This is a genomic window from Thermomicrobium sp. 4228-Ro (assembly GCF_026241205.1).
Taxonomy (GTDB): domain Bacteria; phylum Chloroflexota; class Chloroflexia; order Thermomicrobiales; family Thermomicrobiaceae; genus Thermomicrobium.
In genome coordinates this window covers 1,874,865-1,891,117 of the sequence record NZ_JAPFQM010000001.1, presented here as the reverse complement: position 1 = coordinate 1,891,117, position 16,253 = coordinate 1,874,865, and the positions used below count along the sequence as shown (strand labels likewise).

The 16,253-nt window shown below is 62.6% G+C and carries 14 protein-coding genes; 5 read left to right on the top strand and 9 right to left on the bottom strand.

The window, feature by feature from the left end:
* Positions 1-25: 25 nt before the first annotated feature.
* The 6 genes from OO015_RS08890 to hemC form a co-directional block, all read right to left on the bottom strand.
* Positions 26-1,537, bottom strand: coding sequence for a hypothetical protein (locus OO015_RS08890; protein WP_265940876.1), 1,512 nt, complete (start codon positions 1,535-1,537; stop codon positions 26-28).
* Positions 1,485-3,392 carry a glycosyltransferase family 2 protein gene (locus OO015_RS08885; RefSeq protein WP_265940875.1) on the bottom strand — a complete coding sequence of 636 codons (1,908 nt, stop codon included), beginning with the start codon at positions 3,390-3,392 and terminating at the stop codon, positions 1,485-1,487. The genes OO015_RS08890 and OO015_RS08885 overlap by 53 nt, the downstream gene beginning before the upstream one ends.
* 144 nt (positions 3,393-3,536) lie before the next feature.
* Positions 3,537-4,751 carry a glutamyl-tRNA reductase gene (gene hemA / locus OO015_RS08880; protein WP_265940874.1) on the bottom strand — a complete coding sequence of 405 codons (1,215 nt, stop codon included), beginning with the start codon at positions 4,749-4,751 and terminating at the stop codon, positions 3,537-3,539.
* Positions 4,751-6,040 carry a glutamate-1-semialdehyde 2,1-aminomutase gene (hemL, locus tag OO015_RS08875; RefSeq protein ID WP_265940873.1) on the bottom strand — a complete coding sequence of 430 codons (1,290 nt, stop codon included), beginning with the start codon at positions 6,038-6,040 and terminating at the stop codon, positions 4,751-4,753. The genes hemA and hemL overlap by 1 nt, the downstream gene beginning before the upstream one ends.
* Positions 6,041-6,055: 15 nt before the next feature.
* Positions 6,056-7,078: a porphobilinogen synthase gene (gene hemB / locus OO015_RS08870; protein WP_265940872.1), complete on the bottom strand. Its 1,023-nt coding sequence runs from the start codon at positions 7,076-7,078 to the stop codon at positions 6,056-6,058.
* Entirely contained in the window at positions 7,075-8,838 is a 1,764-nt protein-coding gene (gene hemC / locus OO015_RS08865; protein ID WP_265940871.1) for a hydroxymethylbilane synthase, read from the bottom strand. Before hemC ends, hemB begins: the two co-directional genes overlap by 4 nt.
* 138 nt (positions 8,839-8,976) lie before the next feature.
* On the opposite strand from hemC, the gene OO015_RS08860 reads away from it, so the two are divergent.
* Entirely contained in the window at positions 8,977-10,152 is a 1,176-nt protein-coding gene (locus OO015_RS08860) for an NAD(P)/FAD-dependent oxidoreductase (RefSeq protein WP_265940870.1), read from the top strand.
* A 17-nt stretch (positions 10,153-10,169) separates the two neighbouring features.
* On the opposite strand, the gene folE is transcribed toward OO015_RS08860, so the two are convergent.
* The 3 genes from folE to OO015_RS08845 form a co-directional block, all read right to left on the bottom strand.
* On the bottom strand, positions 10,170-10,793 hold the full coding sequence (gene folE / locus OO015_RS08855) for a GTP cyclohydrolase I FolE (protein ID WP_265940869.1): 624 nt from the start codon (positions 10,791-10,793) through the stop codon (positions 10,170-10,172).
* Between the two features lie 103 nt (positions 10,794-10,896).
* Positions 10,897-11,775, bottom strand: a complete 879-nt coding sequence (locus OO015_RS08850) for a CDP-alcohol phosphatidyltransferase family protein (RefSeq protein ID WP_265940868.1) — start codon at positions 11,773-11,775, stop codon at positions 10,897-10,899.
* Complete coding sequence (locus tag OO015_RS08845) at positions 11,772-12,557, bottom strand: HpcH/HpaI aldolase family protein (RefSeq protein WP_265940867.1); 786 nt, start codon at positions 12,555-12,557, stop codon at positions 11,772-11,774. Before OO015_RS08845 ends, OO015_RS08850 begins: the two co-directional genes overlap by 4 nt.
* A 205-nt stretch (positions 12,558-12,762) precedes the next feature.
* On the opposite strand from OO015_RS08845, the gene OO015_RS14230 reads away from it, so the two are divergent.
* Genes OO015_RS14230 through OO015_RS08825 form a run of 4 tightly spaced genes read left to right on the top strand, consistent with a single transcriptional unit; the run spans position 12,763 to position 15,942 of the window.
* The gene (locus OO015_RS14230; protein WP_265940866.1) at positions 12,763-13,452 is read left to right on the top strand and encodes an ArsR/SmtB family transcription factor; all 690 of its coding nucleotides are present in this window, start codon (positions 12,763-12,765) and stop codon (positions 13,450-13,452) included.
* A gap of 26 nt (positions 13,453-13,478) precedes the next feature.
* Positions 13,479-14,027: a rhodanese-like domain-containing protein gene (locus OO015_RS08835; RefSeq protein ID WP_265940865.1), complete on the top strand. Its 549-nt coding sequence runs from the start codon at positions 13,479-13,481 to the stop codon at positions 14,025-14,027.
* Positions 14,024-14,617, top strand: a complete 594-nt coding sequence (locus tag OO015_RS08830) for an MBL fold metallo-hydrolase (protein ID WP_265940864.1) — start codon at positions 14,024-14,026, stop codon at positions 14,615-14,617. The genes OO015_RS08835 and OO015_RS08830 overlap by 4 nt, the downstream gene beginning before the upstream one ends.
* 2 nt (positions 14,618-14,619) lie before the next feature.
* The gene (locus OO015_RS08825; RefSeq protein WP_265940863.1) at positions 14,620-15,942 is read left to right on the top strand and encodes an MFS transporter; all 1,323 of its coding nucleotides are present in this window, start codon (positions 14,620-14,622) and stop codon (positions 15,940-15,942) included.
* Positions 15,943-16,253: the final 311 nt, after the last annotated feature.

Below are 16,253 nucleotides of genomic sequence, written 5' to 3'. Positions count from 1 at the left end.
GGTGAGCTCGTCCGCGATTCGCCGCTCACGACCGAACGAAGAGGCTGGCTGCTTCGTTCTGGCGGTAGAGCGTCCAGTCGCCGATGCGGCCGTCGACAACGAAACCGGGCGGCGGGCTCGCAGCGAAGCGCTCGCTCACCAGGTCGCGGTCGGACGGCGTTGTGGTCACGAGAATGTAGTGAACGAACCGACCGGGTTCGTCGAGCGCGGCGTCGAACGATCGGTCGGCTGGCAATAAGAACGGATGTGCCGTGCCGGTGCGGGCGACGATGCGATACGCGCTCCGATCGTCGGCCAGAACCGACCGAGCTGGCGCTTCGCGCAACAGCCTCGCTAGCTCCGCCTCACGCTGGTCGATCGGTCGGGTCCGTCCTGTGGTCACGACCTGCAGCCACTCGCGGCTTTCTCCCGCCTCCTGCACGAGTGATGTCCCCGCGATTCCTTGCGCGAGCGCGAGGATAACGAGGACCGACCCGAGCCATCGCGGTATCCGCTCCGGTAAGGCAAGGATGGCCAACACTGCATAGCTCCCGACGACGAGCGGCAGGGAAAACGCGAGTCCGAGGAAACGAGCGATCGCCGGCAGAACGGTCAGCACCGCCAGAGGAACGACACGCCGTGGGAAGTACCGCGCGTTGAGGACGAACGCCGCAAGGAGGAGCGGCTGGCTCAGCAACTCCCGACCGAACTCCGGCAGCCATGACCAGCGTGCGCTCCATGGCATGGTCCAGCGCACCGGATCGACCACAGCCGCGACTGGCTCGGCAATGTACGTGAACGGGCTTCCGGTGAACACCCAGTTCACGTAGCTCCAGCTCGCTACCGCCCAGAGCGCCGGGAAGGCGGTAACCAGGATCTGACTCGCCGCAGCCCATCCTTCACGGGGCCCCGCCTCTTCTTTCTCGATCCGGCGGAAGAGCGGCACGAGCGAAGCCAGTGCGAGAGCGAAGAGCAGTGAATAGAAGTTCGCATAGAACGCTAGGCCGAGCACGAGCCCGGCAACGAAACCACTGAACGTGTGCCGATACCGTACGAAGTTCCAGTAGTAATGCCAGGCCACGACGAGAAGATGGAGTGTCAGCATGTCCGGAAATGCCTGCGTCGCGAGGAACAGCATCGAAGGAACGGCGACGACCGCAGCTAGGGTAAGAGCCCGCCACAAGCGTGGAAGACCTGTCCGCTCCAGGTCGTACCACAGGAGCCAAGTGGTGGCCCCTGCCGCCATGCTGCCGAGCAGTGCCGGTGTCACCAGACGTGGCCAAGGCAGGATGAGCAAGAACGGCAGCGGTGGGTAGAGGAAACCGATCACCTCCAGGCGCAGTCGATCGAGAGCGAGCAGTGCCTTCGCCGTCACATGCGCGTGCGCGTTGGTGGCGAAGCCGAGCTGCTGCGTCATTAGCGCGAACCCGAGGAAGGGTAAACTGAAGAGCACGACCCGAATCGAGTGTTCCCACCAGCGAAGGCCGACCAACCGCAGTTCGGTCCTAGCTGGTGTGCTCGGCAACGGGCCGGGACTGGAGATAACGACTGAGGCCATGCTGTGTCTTCTCCCAGTAGAACGGTTTCGTGATCAGTTGCCACACTGCCTTGTAGGCCGCGATCGAATGGAGAACCCAGTAGAACGGGTTCAGGAGCGCGAACGGAATCAGCTCGTACCGTCGCCGCTTGAATCCGGCCATCATGCCGAGATAGATCATCAGCCCGTTCCCGATCAGGAGATTGAAGAGGCTGATGTAGAGAACCAAGGGTGGAAAGAGGATATCGAAGGCATGGGTACGGGTGATCACCCAGACCAAAGTCAAAGACCATAACGGTATCAAAGATAAGAAAGCGAATGGTGCGCCACCGATGAGCAAGATGAAAGCGAGCGTGTTCCGTAACCCTGCCGTACGGACGAGACGGACCGGATGCCGTGAATGGACGAGCAGCGTTTGCAGGTACCCCTTGATCCAGCGTGACCTTTGCCGAATCCAGTTCCCGACTCGGGTGTTCGCCTCCTCCCACGTCGTCGAATTGATGACCCCGACTCGATAGCCGTGTGCGGCCGCTCTGATCCCGAGATCAGCATCCTCCGTGACGTTGAACGGATCCCAGCCACCGAGTTCCCGCAACCGATCGACTCGGAAGTGGTTACTCGTACCACCTAGTGGGATCGGCAGGCGAAGCCGATCGAGACCAGTCAAGACATAGTCGAACCAGTCCGAGTACTCCAATGTGAACATCCGCGTCAGCAGATTCTCTGTTGCGTTGTAGTAATTCAACGCGGCCTGAACGCAAACGAGTTCCGGTGGCCCCTTTCGGAAGGCAACGACAGCTTTCTTCAGTTGATCCGGATCCGGACGATCTTCCGCATCGTAGATTGTCAGGAACTCACCCCGTGCGAACAGCAAGCCGACATTGCAGGCCTTCGGCTTCGTCTTCGGCACCCCATCCGGTACCACGATGAACGTCACGGTCTCGGGCGGCCGAGCAGCTTTCGCAGCGTGCAGGGTTTCGACGTCGTCCTCTTCGATGAGTAACAAGATCTCCAACTTACTGTGTGGGTAGTCCAGCCGACGCAGGTTCTCGATGAGGTGACCGACGACGTTCGCCTCTCTGTAAACCGGCACGAGTACCGTGTACATCGGTAACTCGTCATCGCGGAGTGCCCGCACCTCGTCGTCCTGAATCGCCTGCACGTGCTCGTGTTGCGCACCGACCATCGCGACAACGAAGCGAAACACGACGTAGGCGAACATGGCCCCGTTGACCACCGCCGAGATGACGATTGCGGTCAGGCGTGGTGCCACCAGCAGGCTGAACACCAGTCCCGCGATGACACACCAGAGGAGGATCTTTTGCCAGCGAACCAGAACCTGGCGTGCACTCTCGTCGGGATTCCGGAAATACAACCCCAACGAAGCGCGATCGAGGACGACGTCCCGGAAGACGCGGCGAATCGCGTGGTCGATATCCCATTCGGTCGTGACGAGCGGTCGTACCCGCACGGGGCCGAGGACGGCCTGCACGAATTCCTCCAGCTCGCGACTCGGTGGCTCGGCGGTCGCGATCCAAACCTCGCTACCTTGCACCCGTACCGGGAAGCATCGGCGCTGCACGAGGGTCTCGGGATCGAAGCGACGTGCCAAATGCAGATCCAAGGGCTCACAGAGTAGATCGACGAAGGGATAGCCCCACAGCTCCGCCAAAACCTGATAGAGCTGCTGGCGCCGCACATACCCGAGTGCGATCAGGATGCGACCGAGTCGATCGCCAGTCCGGCGCTGGTAATCGAGCGCTCGTTCGAGCTGCTCTCGGCTCAAGAGCCCGCGAGCGACCAGCGCCTCACCGAGCCGCTCTCGAGTTCGAACAGGCTGCGGTTCATCGACCTTGCCGAGCCGCCGGACGAACACCCGCTTCTCCGTTCGTTACGCGTGCAGCTCGACACCACGCGCAGTGCCCACTCCACAATCACGACGAACGAGTGGCGAACGGTCATCGGCCACTCGTCCTGCACACCGAGCTCCATTTTTACCAGAACCTCCGGGAAGAACGTCCTAGCGCAACGAGCGGAGTAGGCGGAGGGTCGCCGCAGCCTGCTCCGGATCGCTCTCGATGGCGTGGTAGACTGGCGCGAGCACTTTTCCAGTGATGCTCTCGGCAGCGCGTTGGAGGACTTCGGACACGCGAGCCGGGTCACTCTCAGCCATCCGGAACGCGCGGGCGATCTCCCGCCCGCACGTCGCTCGGAGCAACGCTTGTGTCGCAGCCAGCTCCGGCGCGAGTGCATGCGCACGATACCAGCGAGAGAAGCGCTGAACGAACAATTCGACGACGAGTTCTGCGCGCTGCCAGCGTTCCCGAGAATCGGTTCCCCCAACGTCTTCCGGTAGATCGTCGACAGTGATCACCGTGACGCCTGTGATCCGGGTAACGTCGGGATCGACGTTACGCGGCACACTGAGGTCGACGATCAACTGCGCCCGCACACCGCTCGGTAGGTGCGCGGCAGTCAGCACCGGCTCTGGCGCCCCAGTAGTGACGAAGACGATATCAACCTCCTGAAGAACGTTCGGCCAGCTCGTCCAGTAGAGCAGCCGCAGACCATCGTCGTGAGCCCACCGTGGGAAACGGTCATTCGACCGATTGCTCCACCAGATCGCTTTCGGTCGATACCGGCGCAGTGCGCTCACCACGAGTCGACCTGTCTCGCCAGCACCGAGCACGAGAACCGTGAACCGCGCGAGATCTCCCAATCGTCGCTCTACCTCGTCGAGTGCAACACGAGCGAGCGACCGATCGCTGCCGCTGATCCCGCTCCGGACGCGTGCCTCCCGCCCCGCTGCCAACGCGAGCGAAAACAAGCGATCCGTTACCGGCCCGAGCGCTCCCACCTCGTGCGCCAAGTCACGGGCCCGACGCACTTGGCCGAGGATCTGCGTCTCTCCGACGACCCGCGAGTCCAGGCCTGCTGCGACCCGCATGAGGTGCCGCACCACTCGCATCCCGCTGCCGCACCAGGCGAAACGACTCAAATACTCGACTGGTAGTCCTGCTCGGGTCGCCAGCCACTGAAGACTCTGTTGGGGATCGGCATCGCGCCCTACCCAGTACAACTCCGTCCGGTGGCAGGTGACAACCAGTACCACCTCGTCAGCGACTGCTCGCCAATCACGCAACAGCTCCACCTGTCGATCGGACGGAAAGCTGAGCCGTTCTCGAACCTCGATCGGCGCGGTCCGATGTGTTATCGCGACGCTCGCCAGTTGCATCACTCGCACCCGTCGATCTCGCGTAGCGACTCGGCAGCAGCCTCGACTGTTCGATCGATATCCGCCTCGCTGTGCGCGAGCGAGACGAACCACGCTTCGAACTGCGAGGGTGGCACGAGAATTCCGCGATCACGCATCGTCCGGTGGAAACGCGCGAACAATGGAGTGTCGCACGCTTCTGCCCGTGCAGCGTCAGTCACGGGTTCGCTCGCGAAGAACAGCGTCAGCATCGAGCCGACGCGTTGTACCACCCCCGGTATCCCGCTGGTGCGCAAAGCTTCCCGCAACCCCTCCTCCAGTCGCTTCCCCAACTGCTCCAGCCGTTCGTAGGCACCCGGCTGTCGCGCCATTTCGAGCGTGGCCAGACCAGCCGCCATCGCGAGGGGATTCCCGGCCAGTGTTCCAGCTTGGTAAACAGGTCCGCTCGGCGCGACACGCTCCATGAGATCGCGACGCCCACCGTAGGCACCGACCGGCAGTCCCCCGCCGATCACCTTACCGAAGCAGGTGAGATCCGGTTGGATACCGTACCGCTCTTGCGCACCGCCCCACCCGAGCCGGAAACCGGTAATGACCTCGTCGAAAATCAGCAGGCTTCCTGTCTCGCGGGTCAACTCGCGTAGACGCTCGAGGAAACCAGGCATCGGTGGAACGACACCCATGTTACCCGCTACTGGCTCGACGATCACGGCGGCAATCCGCTCACCGTGACGCTGGAACGTCTCCTCAACGATTGCGACGTCGTTGTACGGCACAACGATCGTGTCGCTCGCGGTTCCGGCCGTGACTCCTGGTGTTCCCGGAATGCCGAACGTCATGACCCCTGAGCCGGCGGCAACGAGCAACGCATCGACATGTCCGTGGTAGCATCCAGCGAACTTGACGATCAGCGGCCGTCCGGTCGCCGCGCGCGCCAGGCGGATCGCGCTCATCGTCGCCTCGGTACCGGAGTTGACGAAGCGAACGAGCTCGACGGACGGGACGGCTTCCACGACCGCCCGGGCGAGATCGATCTCGTAGGGCGACAGCAAACCGAAGCTCATTCCCGCGCGGGCGACTTCGCTGATCCGTTCAACGACCTGCGGATGTGCATGGCCGACGAGGAGAGCGCCCCAGGAACAGATGTAGTCGAGACAACGGTTGCCATCGACATCGACGAGATACGGCCCCTCGCCGCGTGCCACGATCAGCGGTTCTCCACCAACCGCCCGGAAGGCACGCACCGGACTGTTGACGCCACCCGGCAGATACCGCTGGGCTTCCTCCCACAACGTTGCGGTCCGCGACATGGCACGCTCCCCAGGCTAACGAGTTACCACTTCTTCCGCTGCAGCAGTCAGTCGTCCGCTCTGTAGCCAGCGCGCGGCTTCCTTGGCATGGTAGGTGATGATCATGTGCGCACCGGCGCGGCGAATGCCGGTGAGGATCTCCAACACGATCCGCTGCTCGTCGATCCACCCGTTGCGTGCTGCCGCCTTCACCATCGCGTACTCGGCACTCACGTTGTAGGCAGCGATCGGAACATCGAAGCGCTCACGAGCTGCAAGGATGACATCGAGGTAGGCGAGTGCGGGCTTGACGATAATAGCATCAGCGCCTTCCTCGATATCTGTCGCGATCTCCCGCAGCGCCTCCCGGCGATTGCCGGGATCCATCTGGTGGGAGCGCCGGTCACCGAACGCCGGCGCCGACTCGGCAGCCTCCCGGAACGGGCCGTAGAACGCCGATGCGTACTTCGCTGCGTACGACAGGATGGGAAGTTCCACGAATCCGGCACGATCCAGGGCATGCCGGATCGCGAGCACGCGCCCGTCCATCATGTCCGACGGCGCCACCATGTCGGCCCCGGCTTCCGCGTGCGAAACGGCCGTGCGAGCCAGGAGCTCAAGGGTAGGGTCGTTCAGAATCTGGCCATCCTGAACGACGCCGCAATGCCCATGCGAGGTGTATTCGCAGTTACAGACATCGGTGATGACCACCAGCTCTGGCGCCACACGCTTGAGTTCGCGAACCGCCCGCTGGACGATACCATCCGGATCGTACGCTTCACTGGCCAGCTCGTCCTTGCGCGCCGGGATACCGAAGAGGAGTACTGCCCCGATCCCGAGCGAGAGGAGCTCTTCCGCCTCGTAACCCAGCTGATCGACGCTGAGCTGGTAGACGCCGGGCATCGAAGCCACCTCGCGTCGCACGCCGCGACCGTGAACGACGAACAGCGGGTAGATAAAATCCTCGACACTCAGCCGTGTCTCGCGCACCAAACGGCGCAAGCCTTCAGTCCGTCGCAGGCGCCGGAAGCGCCGGAATTCGAGTGGGCCTTCAGTCATCGCGCGCTCCTCTCCGCTCGGACGACAGCTTCGACCAACCCCTCGCTGGTGTACCGGGTCGCGACGACTGCGACCCGCAACCCGTACGCGCGCGCCGTGGATGCCGTCACCGGGCCGATAGCCGCAAACTTGACACGCTCGTGCAGGCTACTCGTGTCACCGAGAGCAGCAACGAGACTCCGGACCGTCGAGCTCGCCGTCAGCAGGACCCAGTCGATCGTCCCCCCTTGCAATTCCTTTCGTACCGACTCGGAGAGCGGCCGCTGTTCGGTGCGATAGACCGGGACGACTTCGACCTCAGCACCTGCCTCGACGAGCCTCCGGGGTAAGACGTCACGCGCTTCAGCTGCCCGTGCCAGCAAGACACGCTTGCCCGCCACGCCGGCTGCCACCAGAGCATCGGCCACCGCCTCAGCCACGTAGCGATCCGGAACGAGCGCCGGCTCGATCCCGTACTCCTGGAGCGCTCGTGCAGTGGCCGGACCGATCGTCGCCACCCGCACCCTCGTGAGCATCTCGACTGGAATACCGAGAACGCTCATGCGATCGAGCACGGATCGCACGCCGTTGGCGCTCGTGAACACCAACCAGTCGTAGTCCGAGAGACGCAGGAGGGTATGATCGATCTCCCGCCAATCCTCAGGTGGCACGATCGCGATCAAGGGCTCGACGACGACCTCGGCACCGAGCCGGCGTAAACGCTCAACCAGCTCCTGTTCCTGCCCGGCTGGACGGACGACAAGAACCCGACGACCGGTCAGTGGCTTCGCTCCTGGTGCCCACGACCGGCCAGCTGCTGCTGCGAGCGTGCGAAGAAGTTCCTGCGCCAGCGCACCAGCCCCCTCGACCGCCTCGTCGCGGTGCCACACCGCGCTTTCGCGAATGACGGGTCCACTTTCGTTGGGAGCCACGGCTACACGCAGCCGCACTCTCTCGCCTTCGACCGTCGCATAGGCACCGAGCGGCACCGTGCAGCCGCTCCCGAAGGCAGCGAGGAACGATCGTTCGACGGTCACAGCGAGCCGGATCTCGTGATCATCGATGCGTGCGAAGATGTCCCGCCACGGGTCGTCGCGCCGACAGACCACCGCCAGCGCCCCCTGACCGGGTGCAGGCACGAACACATCCGGGTCGAGGTACTCGGTCACCTGCTCGAGTCTATCCAGGCGCTCCAGTCCAGCAGCGGCGAGAACGAGTGCGTCGTACGATCCATCGTCGAGTTTGCGTAGGCGCGTATCGACATTGCCGCGCACATCGAGAAGCTTCAGGTCAGGTCGCGCAGCGGCGAGGAGCGCTCGACGACGACGCGAGCTCGTACCGACGCGCGCGGCCGGAGGAAGCGTCGCGAGTGACGACGCGATACGTGTGATGAGGACGTCGCGGACGTCAGCCCGTACCGGAAGGGCAACGATCTCCAGTTCCAACGGAAGAACGGTCGGCAAATCCTTGGCACTGTGCACCGCGAGGTCGATCGCACCTGCGAGGAGCGCTTCGTGCAGCTCCTTCACGAAGACGCCGCTACCACCCAGGATCGTCAACGAGGTCGCCCGATCGCGATCACCGGTGGTGGTCACCGCGACGAGCGAGCATGAACAGGTCGGCTCGATCCGTTCGAGCTGCGCAACGACAGCACGCGCCTGGGCCAGGGCGAGTGCACTGCCCCGGGTCCCGACACGGATCCCCCCTGCCCCACCGCTCGCTCGTCGCTGTACCGGGTGCTCGTACACTGATCGATCCCGCCGAATTTGCTCGAACCTCACCACATTCCTTTGTCGGGGCGATTCTACCCGTAGAGTCTCCCACTGAGCAACCTGACAACGCAGCAGGCTGCCATTGGAGCTCGGATCGGTACAATGCTGTCGTAGGAGCGGAGGGCAAATGAGTGAAGGAGGCCGTCGATGGGAAAGACCATCGTTATTCTCGGGGCTGGCCCCGGAGGCATTGCCGCAGCGCGGACACTCCGGACACTCCTCGCGCCGGACGATCGCATCGTCGTCTTCGATCGGCAGGACGAGCAGCGACTCGGCGTCAGTTTGCTTCTCGTCATGCGCGGTTGGCGAGATCCCGATCAGGTGACGATCCGCCCCTCACGCGTCCTTCAGGGGATCGCCGAATTCCAGCGAGCTGAGGTGCTCCACATCGACCCGGACACGCGGACCGTCCAGACCAGTGTCGGTTCTTTCCAGTACGACGCGCTCCTCCTCGCAACCGGGGCGGAGCTCGCACCCGATTCGATTCCCGGTTTGTCCAGTGCGCTCGAGAACGGGATAGCTGGTCACTGCTGGTCGCTTCCGGCAGCACTCCAGTTGCGCGAACGGTTGCGCTGCTTCACTGGTGGACGAATCCTGGTCGTCATCGCACGCCTCCCCTACAAGTGCCCACCCGCGCCGTATGAGGCAGCGCTCCTCATCCGCGATCTCGTCGAAGAGCGCGGCCTCAGCCAGTCGACCGAGATCGTCGTGGTGACGCCGGAACCGAGTCCCCTGGCGGTCGCCGGCCCGGCGATCGGCGAGCAGCTCACGCGTTATCTGTCCGAGCATGGCATCGCTGTCCGCACCGGTGAACACCTCGCTTCCGTCGATCTCCGCCATCGCGAAGCCTCCTTCGTTTCCGGTGTGCGGGAGCTGTTCGATCTTCTCGTCGTCGTTCCACCGCACCGGGCTGCTGCAGTGGCCCGCACGGCCGGACTTGTCGAGGGGGATTGGGTGCCGGCGATGCTGCACACGATGCGGACACAGGTCGAGGGAATCTGGGCGATCGGCGACGTCACCGCCGTCCGGATTCGGGACAATGTCGTCGTTCCCAAGGCTGCCGTCTTCGCGCAGCAGCAGGCAGAAATCGCGGCACGAGATATCGCCCGTTCTCTGGGTTATGCGGCGCCGGAGCCAGAGGTCCGCGCCTTCGGACGCTGCTGGTTCCTCGCCGGGCGCGGATTAGCCGGGGTCATCGAGGGCGATTTCCTGGCTGAACCGCGGCCAGCAGTCACCTTCCAACTGCCGACAACGGAAGGCTTCGCGCAGATGGAAGCCGAACTCACGGAATGGCTCACGCAGGATCCCGGTACCCGTAGCTAAGTGGGGGTAACCCGCTCTCAGGCTGTCGTCGCCAGCAAACGGTAGAACTCGTCACGGGCGCTCGCCGACGTTTCGAAGACGCCGAGCATCGCGCTCGTCGTCGTTCGGGCGTGTTGCTTCTCGACGCCGCGCATCATCATGCAGAGGTGGATGCCATCCGCAATGACCGCGACACCCTGCGGGTCGAGAACGTCCTGGATCGCTTGCGCGATCTGCTGCGTCAATCGTTCCTGTACCTGCAAGCGCCGTGCATAGAGATCGACGATGCGGGCGAACTTGCTCAATCCCAGTATCCGCCCCTGTGGGAGGTATCCGATGTGCACGTGGCCGAAAAAGGGCAACAGGTGGTGCTCGCAGAGCGAGTAGAACTCGATCCCTTTGACGACGACCATCGTGTCGTGGTCGACATGGAAGACTGCACCGCTCACGATTTCCTGAAGGTCTTGTCGGTATCCGCGCGTGAGGAATGCCCATGTCTCAGCGACACGCTCTGGTGTCCGTGTGAGTCCCTCCCGCTGGGGATCTTCACCGATGAGTTCCAGCCACTCGGCGACCAGCGCCTGCATCCGTTCGAGATCGCAGGCCGTCGCGAAGCGGAGTCCAGTTTCTTCGAATTCGACGATCCGTTCCTGCCGTGTCATCGAGCACTCCGATTTTCCGATGCTCCGGAAAAAACCAACCAGCGTGTTCTTTCGTCCGCAATCATGCCACCAGCAGAGTCCCTCGTCGTACTGCTGACTTCCATCATCCAATGCCACGAAGACGACTCGCGCCGATCGGACATCGCTGGCAAGACGTCCAGACCAGAGAGCGCCAGACCACCGACGCGAGCGGCACCAGCCCTTGAAGGAGCGCGATCCGAAGATACCGCCCAGGGGTGCGGAGAAGGAGCGTCAGCCCGAGCCACACATACTGCGTCGTCAGCCCCAGATTCGCTCCCATGAAGACCACGTCCCGATTCCACCATACCCGCGCAGCAGCGAGGTCGTCCTCAGTTCGTTGGGTTAGGATACGATAGAGCCAGCGCTCGAGCCGCCGGACGGCTGCGTCCTGTGGGGAAAAGAGCGCGCGATAGACCGCTCGTCCGATTGCGACCCACCGCCCATCCGGATCGCGTACATCAGGACGAAAGCTTTCGCCTCGCACGGACCGATACAAATATTCGACATTGAAATCCCAACTGAGCAGGAACGTCAGAATGAGAAAAGCAACTGATGCCTCCACCCACCGTTTGGTTCGCCAGGCGATGGCGCCAAGCAGCGCCGCATTTTTCAGGGCATCGAGCTCGGTATCGGCATAGCGGCCGAGCTCGGTCTCTTGTCTGGTGAGCCGGGCGAATTGCCCATCCGCATTGTCCAAGACCGTCACCAACTGGAGGAGCACTGCAGCCAGTCGATCGTACCGGCACGCGATCGCGACAGCAGCGAGGGAACCGAGCAGCGTGTGCAGAAGTACGAGATGAATCGGGCGGATAGGCGTTGCCCAAAGGCTGCGCGCCACGATGAAACCCAGCGGTCGGAAAAGGAGCGCGTTCAGGATTTCCGGAGCCGGTCTCGACTTGAGACTCTGCCGGTACAGCGGGACGAGTCCGGCCACGCTTGCCGGGCAGGCTCGCTGTATCACTCGCCGTATCCCCGCCCCATCTGCGCACTCAATCCCAGCTGCTGAACGCCCCGAATCGCACCCTGGATGAGAAAGCCGATGTCACTGCCAGCCGTGACGAACCGGAATCCTTGCGCCGCACGTTGCAACGCATCCTCGATGCTGTACGCAGCGTAACCTGCGATCTTCCCAGTGTTCCGACAGGCCTGGAGAACCCGCTCGATCGCCCGTTGCTGCCGCTCGTCTTCCGCTGCATGCCGCGGGTCCACACCGAGCGAAAGGGCGAGATCGCCCGGACCGATCCAGCACCCGTCGATGCCAGGAACCGAGAGGATCGCCTCGGCGTTTTCCACTGCTTGCGCGCTCTCGATCTGCACCGCGACGAACAGTTCTCGGTCGATCCATTCCGGATAGTCGGAACCGTAAATCCGGGCACGCCCCCACCCCCATGAACGCTTCCCGAGCGGTGGGAAGTGACAAGCATCGGCGACAGCTTGAGCGTCTTCTCGCGTATGCACGAGTGGCACGATGATCCCGAGTGCACCGTCGTCGAGCAGGCGCCCGATCAAGGTGTAATCGTTCCGCGCGACCCGTGCCATCGGGACAGCTCGACCGCAGGAAAGGGCCATCAGCGTGGCGATGATCGTATCCGACCCGAACGTCCCGTGCTGCGTATCGATGAGGATGAAGTCGATCCCACAGTTCGCCAGTGCCTCGGCGACCAGCGGTGCACCCAACTGGAGTGTGTAGCCGAAGGCAGGCTGGCCTGCGAACATCTTTCGCTTTGCGGTGTTCTCTCGCATCAACTCCTCCGGTCTACCAGCAGCCTCGCCCCTTTGCGCTAACACTACCCGATCCAAGCTACGCCGTGAAGAGGGACTCCACTGCTGGAGAGCACACCTCCCGTCTGCCTTGCACGAGCACCTGGTAGTTCACACTTGTCGTCAGCTGCGGGTCATTGTAAAATGATTGCGCAAATATGCAAATATCGCGCGAGGATGGCCGATCATGCGCCTTTCGCCACAGCAGCACCGACAGTTCAAGCGAGAGATCTACGGAGAACTCGCTCGGATTGGCCAGGCAATCGCCAGTCCTTACCGTCTGCAACTGCTTGAACTCCTCGCCCAAGGGGAACACACTGTCGAGGAACTCGCCCGGGAACTCCAGCTCCCGCTCCCAGCGACCTCCCAGCATCTCCGAGTACTGCGCGAGGCTCGCTTGGTCACCACTCGGCGTGCTGGACGCCACATCTTCTACCGAATCGCCGACCCCATCGTGCTCGGGCTTCTCCGGGCAGTACGGACAACGGCGGAGCGACAACTCGCCGAGGTCTCGATGATCATCAAGCGCTATCTTGGTGACCGTTCGAACTACGAACTGGAGACCGATCTCGAAGCGCTCGTCGCTGCCGCAGAGCGCGGGGAAATCCTTTTGCTCGACGTCCGACCCGAGCCGGAATATCGTGCCGGTCATTTGCCCGGCGCACAGCTTGTCCCTCCTGATCGGGTGGCAGCACTACCGAGCGCTCTCCCACGCGACATCACGGTCGTGGCATACTGCCGCGGTCCCCACTGCGTTTACGCTGACGAAGCAGTAGCAGTCTTACGAGCCGCTGGTTTTCGGGCCTACCGCTTGCGGCTCGGTCTGCCTGATTTCCGATTGCTTGGTCTTCCCATTGTGAGCGAAGGAGCAGCCTGATCCCGAGCAGGGAAGGAGGATCAACAATGGAAGCCACCGATCGCTCCCCAAATGCGGCAGAAATACGACCGGAGGAACTCGTCACGCGCCTGCAAAGTGGTGAGCCTGTCCTCATCCTCGACATCCGTCCCCGTACCGAGCGAGAGGAATGGGCTATCCCGCACAGCCTCTGGATTGACCTGTACGACGCAGCTCAACGAGGTGACTTCCATCTGCTCGACACGTTGGCTGTACCCGAGAATTCTCTCGTTGTCGTGGTGTGCAATGCGGGCCGCACAAGTTCACGTGTTGCCCAGGAGCTCCAACGACGCGGCATCCGCGCTGCGTCTCTCGCCGGTGGGATGCAAGCCAGGAGTTTGGCGTGGGATGTCACGACGCTTCCGATCAGCAGCACTGGTCAAGTGCTGCAAGTACGGCGGCTGGGTAAGGGGTGCCTCTCCTACCTCGTCGTCGACAGTGGTGAGGCTCTCGTCATTGATCCCTCACTCCAGCCCGATGTGTATCTCCAACTCGCAAAAAGCTTGGAGCAAAGATCGTCGGTGTCCTGGAGACACACGTTCACGCTTGCCACGTGAGTCGCGGTCGGTTGCTCTCTGAGGCAGCGGCAGCTCCCTACCGCATTCCCGCCACCGATCGCATCCGTTTCACTTATACCCCAGTGACCGACGGTGATGTGATCACCGTCGGCTCGCTCCAGCTGATTGCCCTCTCCACTCCTGGGCATACGTGGGAGAGTACCAGCTACCTCCTTCCCGATCACGCGCTCTTCACGGGCGACACACTGTTCACCGACGGTGTCGGGCGTCCCGACCTCAAAGCAGGGGATGATGAACGCGAGCGCAAGGCATATGCGCTGTTCGACTCCTTGCAACGGCTCGGCACACTCTCCGGCTCACTCTGGGTTCTCCCGAGCCACGTTGGAGTCCCACTCGCTGTTGGTGAGCCACTAGTGACCGGTCGGCTCGATGAGCTTTACAAACGCTTTGTTGCGCCGTTCGAGCGGCCAGACCGCTTCGCCGGAGCGTTGCTCCGATACCTTCCACCTCCGCCTCCGAATACTGACCAGATCACCCGCGCAAACGAGCTCGGTGTGTTGCCAAGCGAGCTGGCATCCTTCCTGGAACTCGAGGCCGGACCGAACCGCTGTGCAGTCCAGGGAGCATGATGATGGATCTGTTGTCGCGGGCAGCAGCGAACCACAAACGCGAGGTAAACCCGTCTGCTGGCGGCACAGCTCCGATTCGCCTTGGAATCTTGGCCAACTGGCAGCAATTCAGCTTACTGGTCCTCATCAACGCCTTTGTCGGCGGAATGGTTGGCATTGAGCGCACCGTGCTCCCACTCATTGCCGAGCAAGAGTTCGGACTCGCCTCCCGGACAGCGCTCCTTGCCTTCGTCTTCAGCTTTGGACTGACCAAGGCACTGACAAACCTCTTTGCCGGTCACCTCAGTGATCGAATCGGACGAAAAACGGTCCTCGTTGCCGGATGGCTGATTGGTCTTCCCGCTCCAGTGCTAGTCATCTGGGCTCCAAGCTGGAACCGGATCGTCATCGCCAATATCCTGCTCGGCGTGAATCAGGGACTCTGCTGGTCAACGACCGTCATTATGAAGATCGACCTCGCTGGTCCCCAACGCCGCGGCCTCGCCATGGGGTTGAATGAGGCTTTCGGCTATGGAGCAGTGGCACTCTTTGCGTTCCTCGCTTCGGCTATCGCGGCGAGTACAGCACTTCGCCCTTATCCTTTCCTGCTCGGTATCGCTATTGCACTCGCGGGACTTCTCTTTTCAGCGACACTGGTACGGGAGACACTCCACCATGCGCTGCATGAGCAACGCGTCCATCGTCCCCAAACAGCATCCGATAACCTCACGTTACGCCAGGTACTAGTTCTCACAAGCTGGAAACAACCAACACTCTTCTCGGTCTGTCAGGCCGGCCTCGTCAATAACCTCAACGACGGTGTGGCATGGGGTTTGTTTCCGGTTTTCTTTGCCGCCTCGGGTATGCGACTGGAAACGATCGGACTCCTCACCGCGCTCTACCCGGCAGTTTGGGGTGTGTCACAACTCGCCACTGGTGCTCTATCCGACCATCTGGGCCGCAAACCACTCATCGTCGGCGGCATGTGGCTGCAAGCGCTCGGCATTGCGCTCGTGCCACTGACGTCCTCACTGAGCATTTGGGCAGGGGCTGCCATACTCCTCGGTCTTGGCACAGCACTGGTCTATCCGACGCTGCTTGCGGCAGTCTCTGACGTCGCTGACCCACACTGGCGTGCCTCCGCGGTGGGCGTCTATCGCCTCTGGCGCGACGAGGGATACGCAGTCGGGGCGTTGTTGGCTGGGGGCTTGGCCGATCTTCTGGGGCTTTCCGCAGCAATCATCGCCGTGGCGGGACTGACAGCACTGTCCGGCGTAGTTGCGGCCGTGCGCATGACAGAAACGCTCCCTCGCGAGCACCGAAATCACATCGCCAAAATGAGCTGATCAGCCCGCATGCGCATAGATCCGCGGATGCGCATGAACTCAAGTCTCCGGTTTAGTACACACCATGTTCACACGTGTGGCGGAAAGGACGAGAGACCCGAGTGTCGCGGCCGTCCCCATCTTTAAGACGCGTGGCACGGCCTGCCGTAGAGGCACTGCGCAGCGATCTGCTGCACAGTGCTGGGCCTGTTGCCCGCCCCGTCGAATCTACCGGATCGACGGCCACGATCGGTCCGTGCGCCTCACGAAGCCTCCTCCTGTACATCCCCCGGCCTTCGGGCACAGACGTGCTGCCAAGAACAGGAATTGGA

Coding starts and splice junctions, on each gene's coding strand:
- hemB (WP_265940872.1), bottom strand. CDS start 7,078: ATGACTGAAGGCCCACTCGAATTCCGGCGCTTCCGGCGCCTGCGACGG.
- OO015_RS08890 (WP_265940876.1), bottom strand. CDS start 1,537: ATGGCCTCAGTCGTTATCTCCAGTCCCGGCCCGTTGCCGAGCACACCA.
- OO015_RS08835 (WP_265940865.1), top strand. CDS start 13,479: ATGGAAGCCACCGATCGCTCCCCAAATGCGGCAGAAATACGACCGGAG.
- hemL (WP_265940873.1), bottom strand. CDS start 6,040: ATGTCGCGGACCGCAACGTTGTGGGAGGAAGCCCAGCGGTATCTGCCG.
- hemA (WP_265940874.1), bottom strand. CDS start 4,751: ATGCAACTGGCGAGCGTCGCGATAACACATCGGACCGCGCCGATCGAG.
- OO015_RS14230 (WP_265940866.1), top strand. CDS start 12,763: ATGCGCCTTTCGCCACAGCAGCACCGACAGTTCAAGCGAGAGATCTAC.
- OO015_RS08860 (WP_265940870.1), top strand. CDS start 8,977: ATGGGAAAGACCATCGTTATTCTCGGGGCTGGCCCCGGAGGCATTGCC.
- folE (WP_265940869.1), bottom strand. CDS start 10,793: ATGACACGGCAGGAACGGATCGTCGAATTCGAAGAAACTGGACTCCGC.
- OO015_RS08825 (WP_265940863.1), top strand. CDS start 14,620: ATGGATCTGTTGTCGCGGGCAGCAGCGAACCACAAACGCGAGGTAAAC.
- OO015_RS08845 (WP_265940867.1), bottom strand. CDS start 12,557: ATGCGAGAGAACACCGCAAAGCGAAAGATGTTCGCAGGCCAGCCTGCC.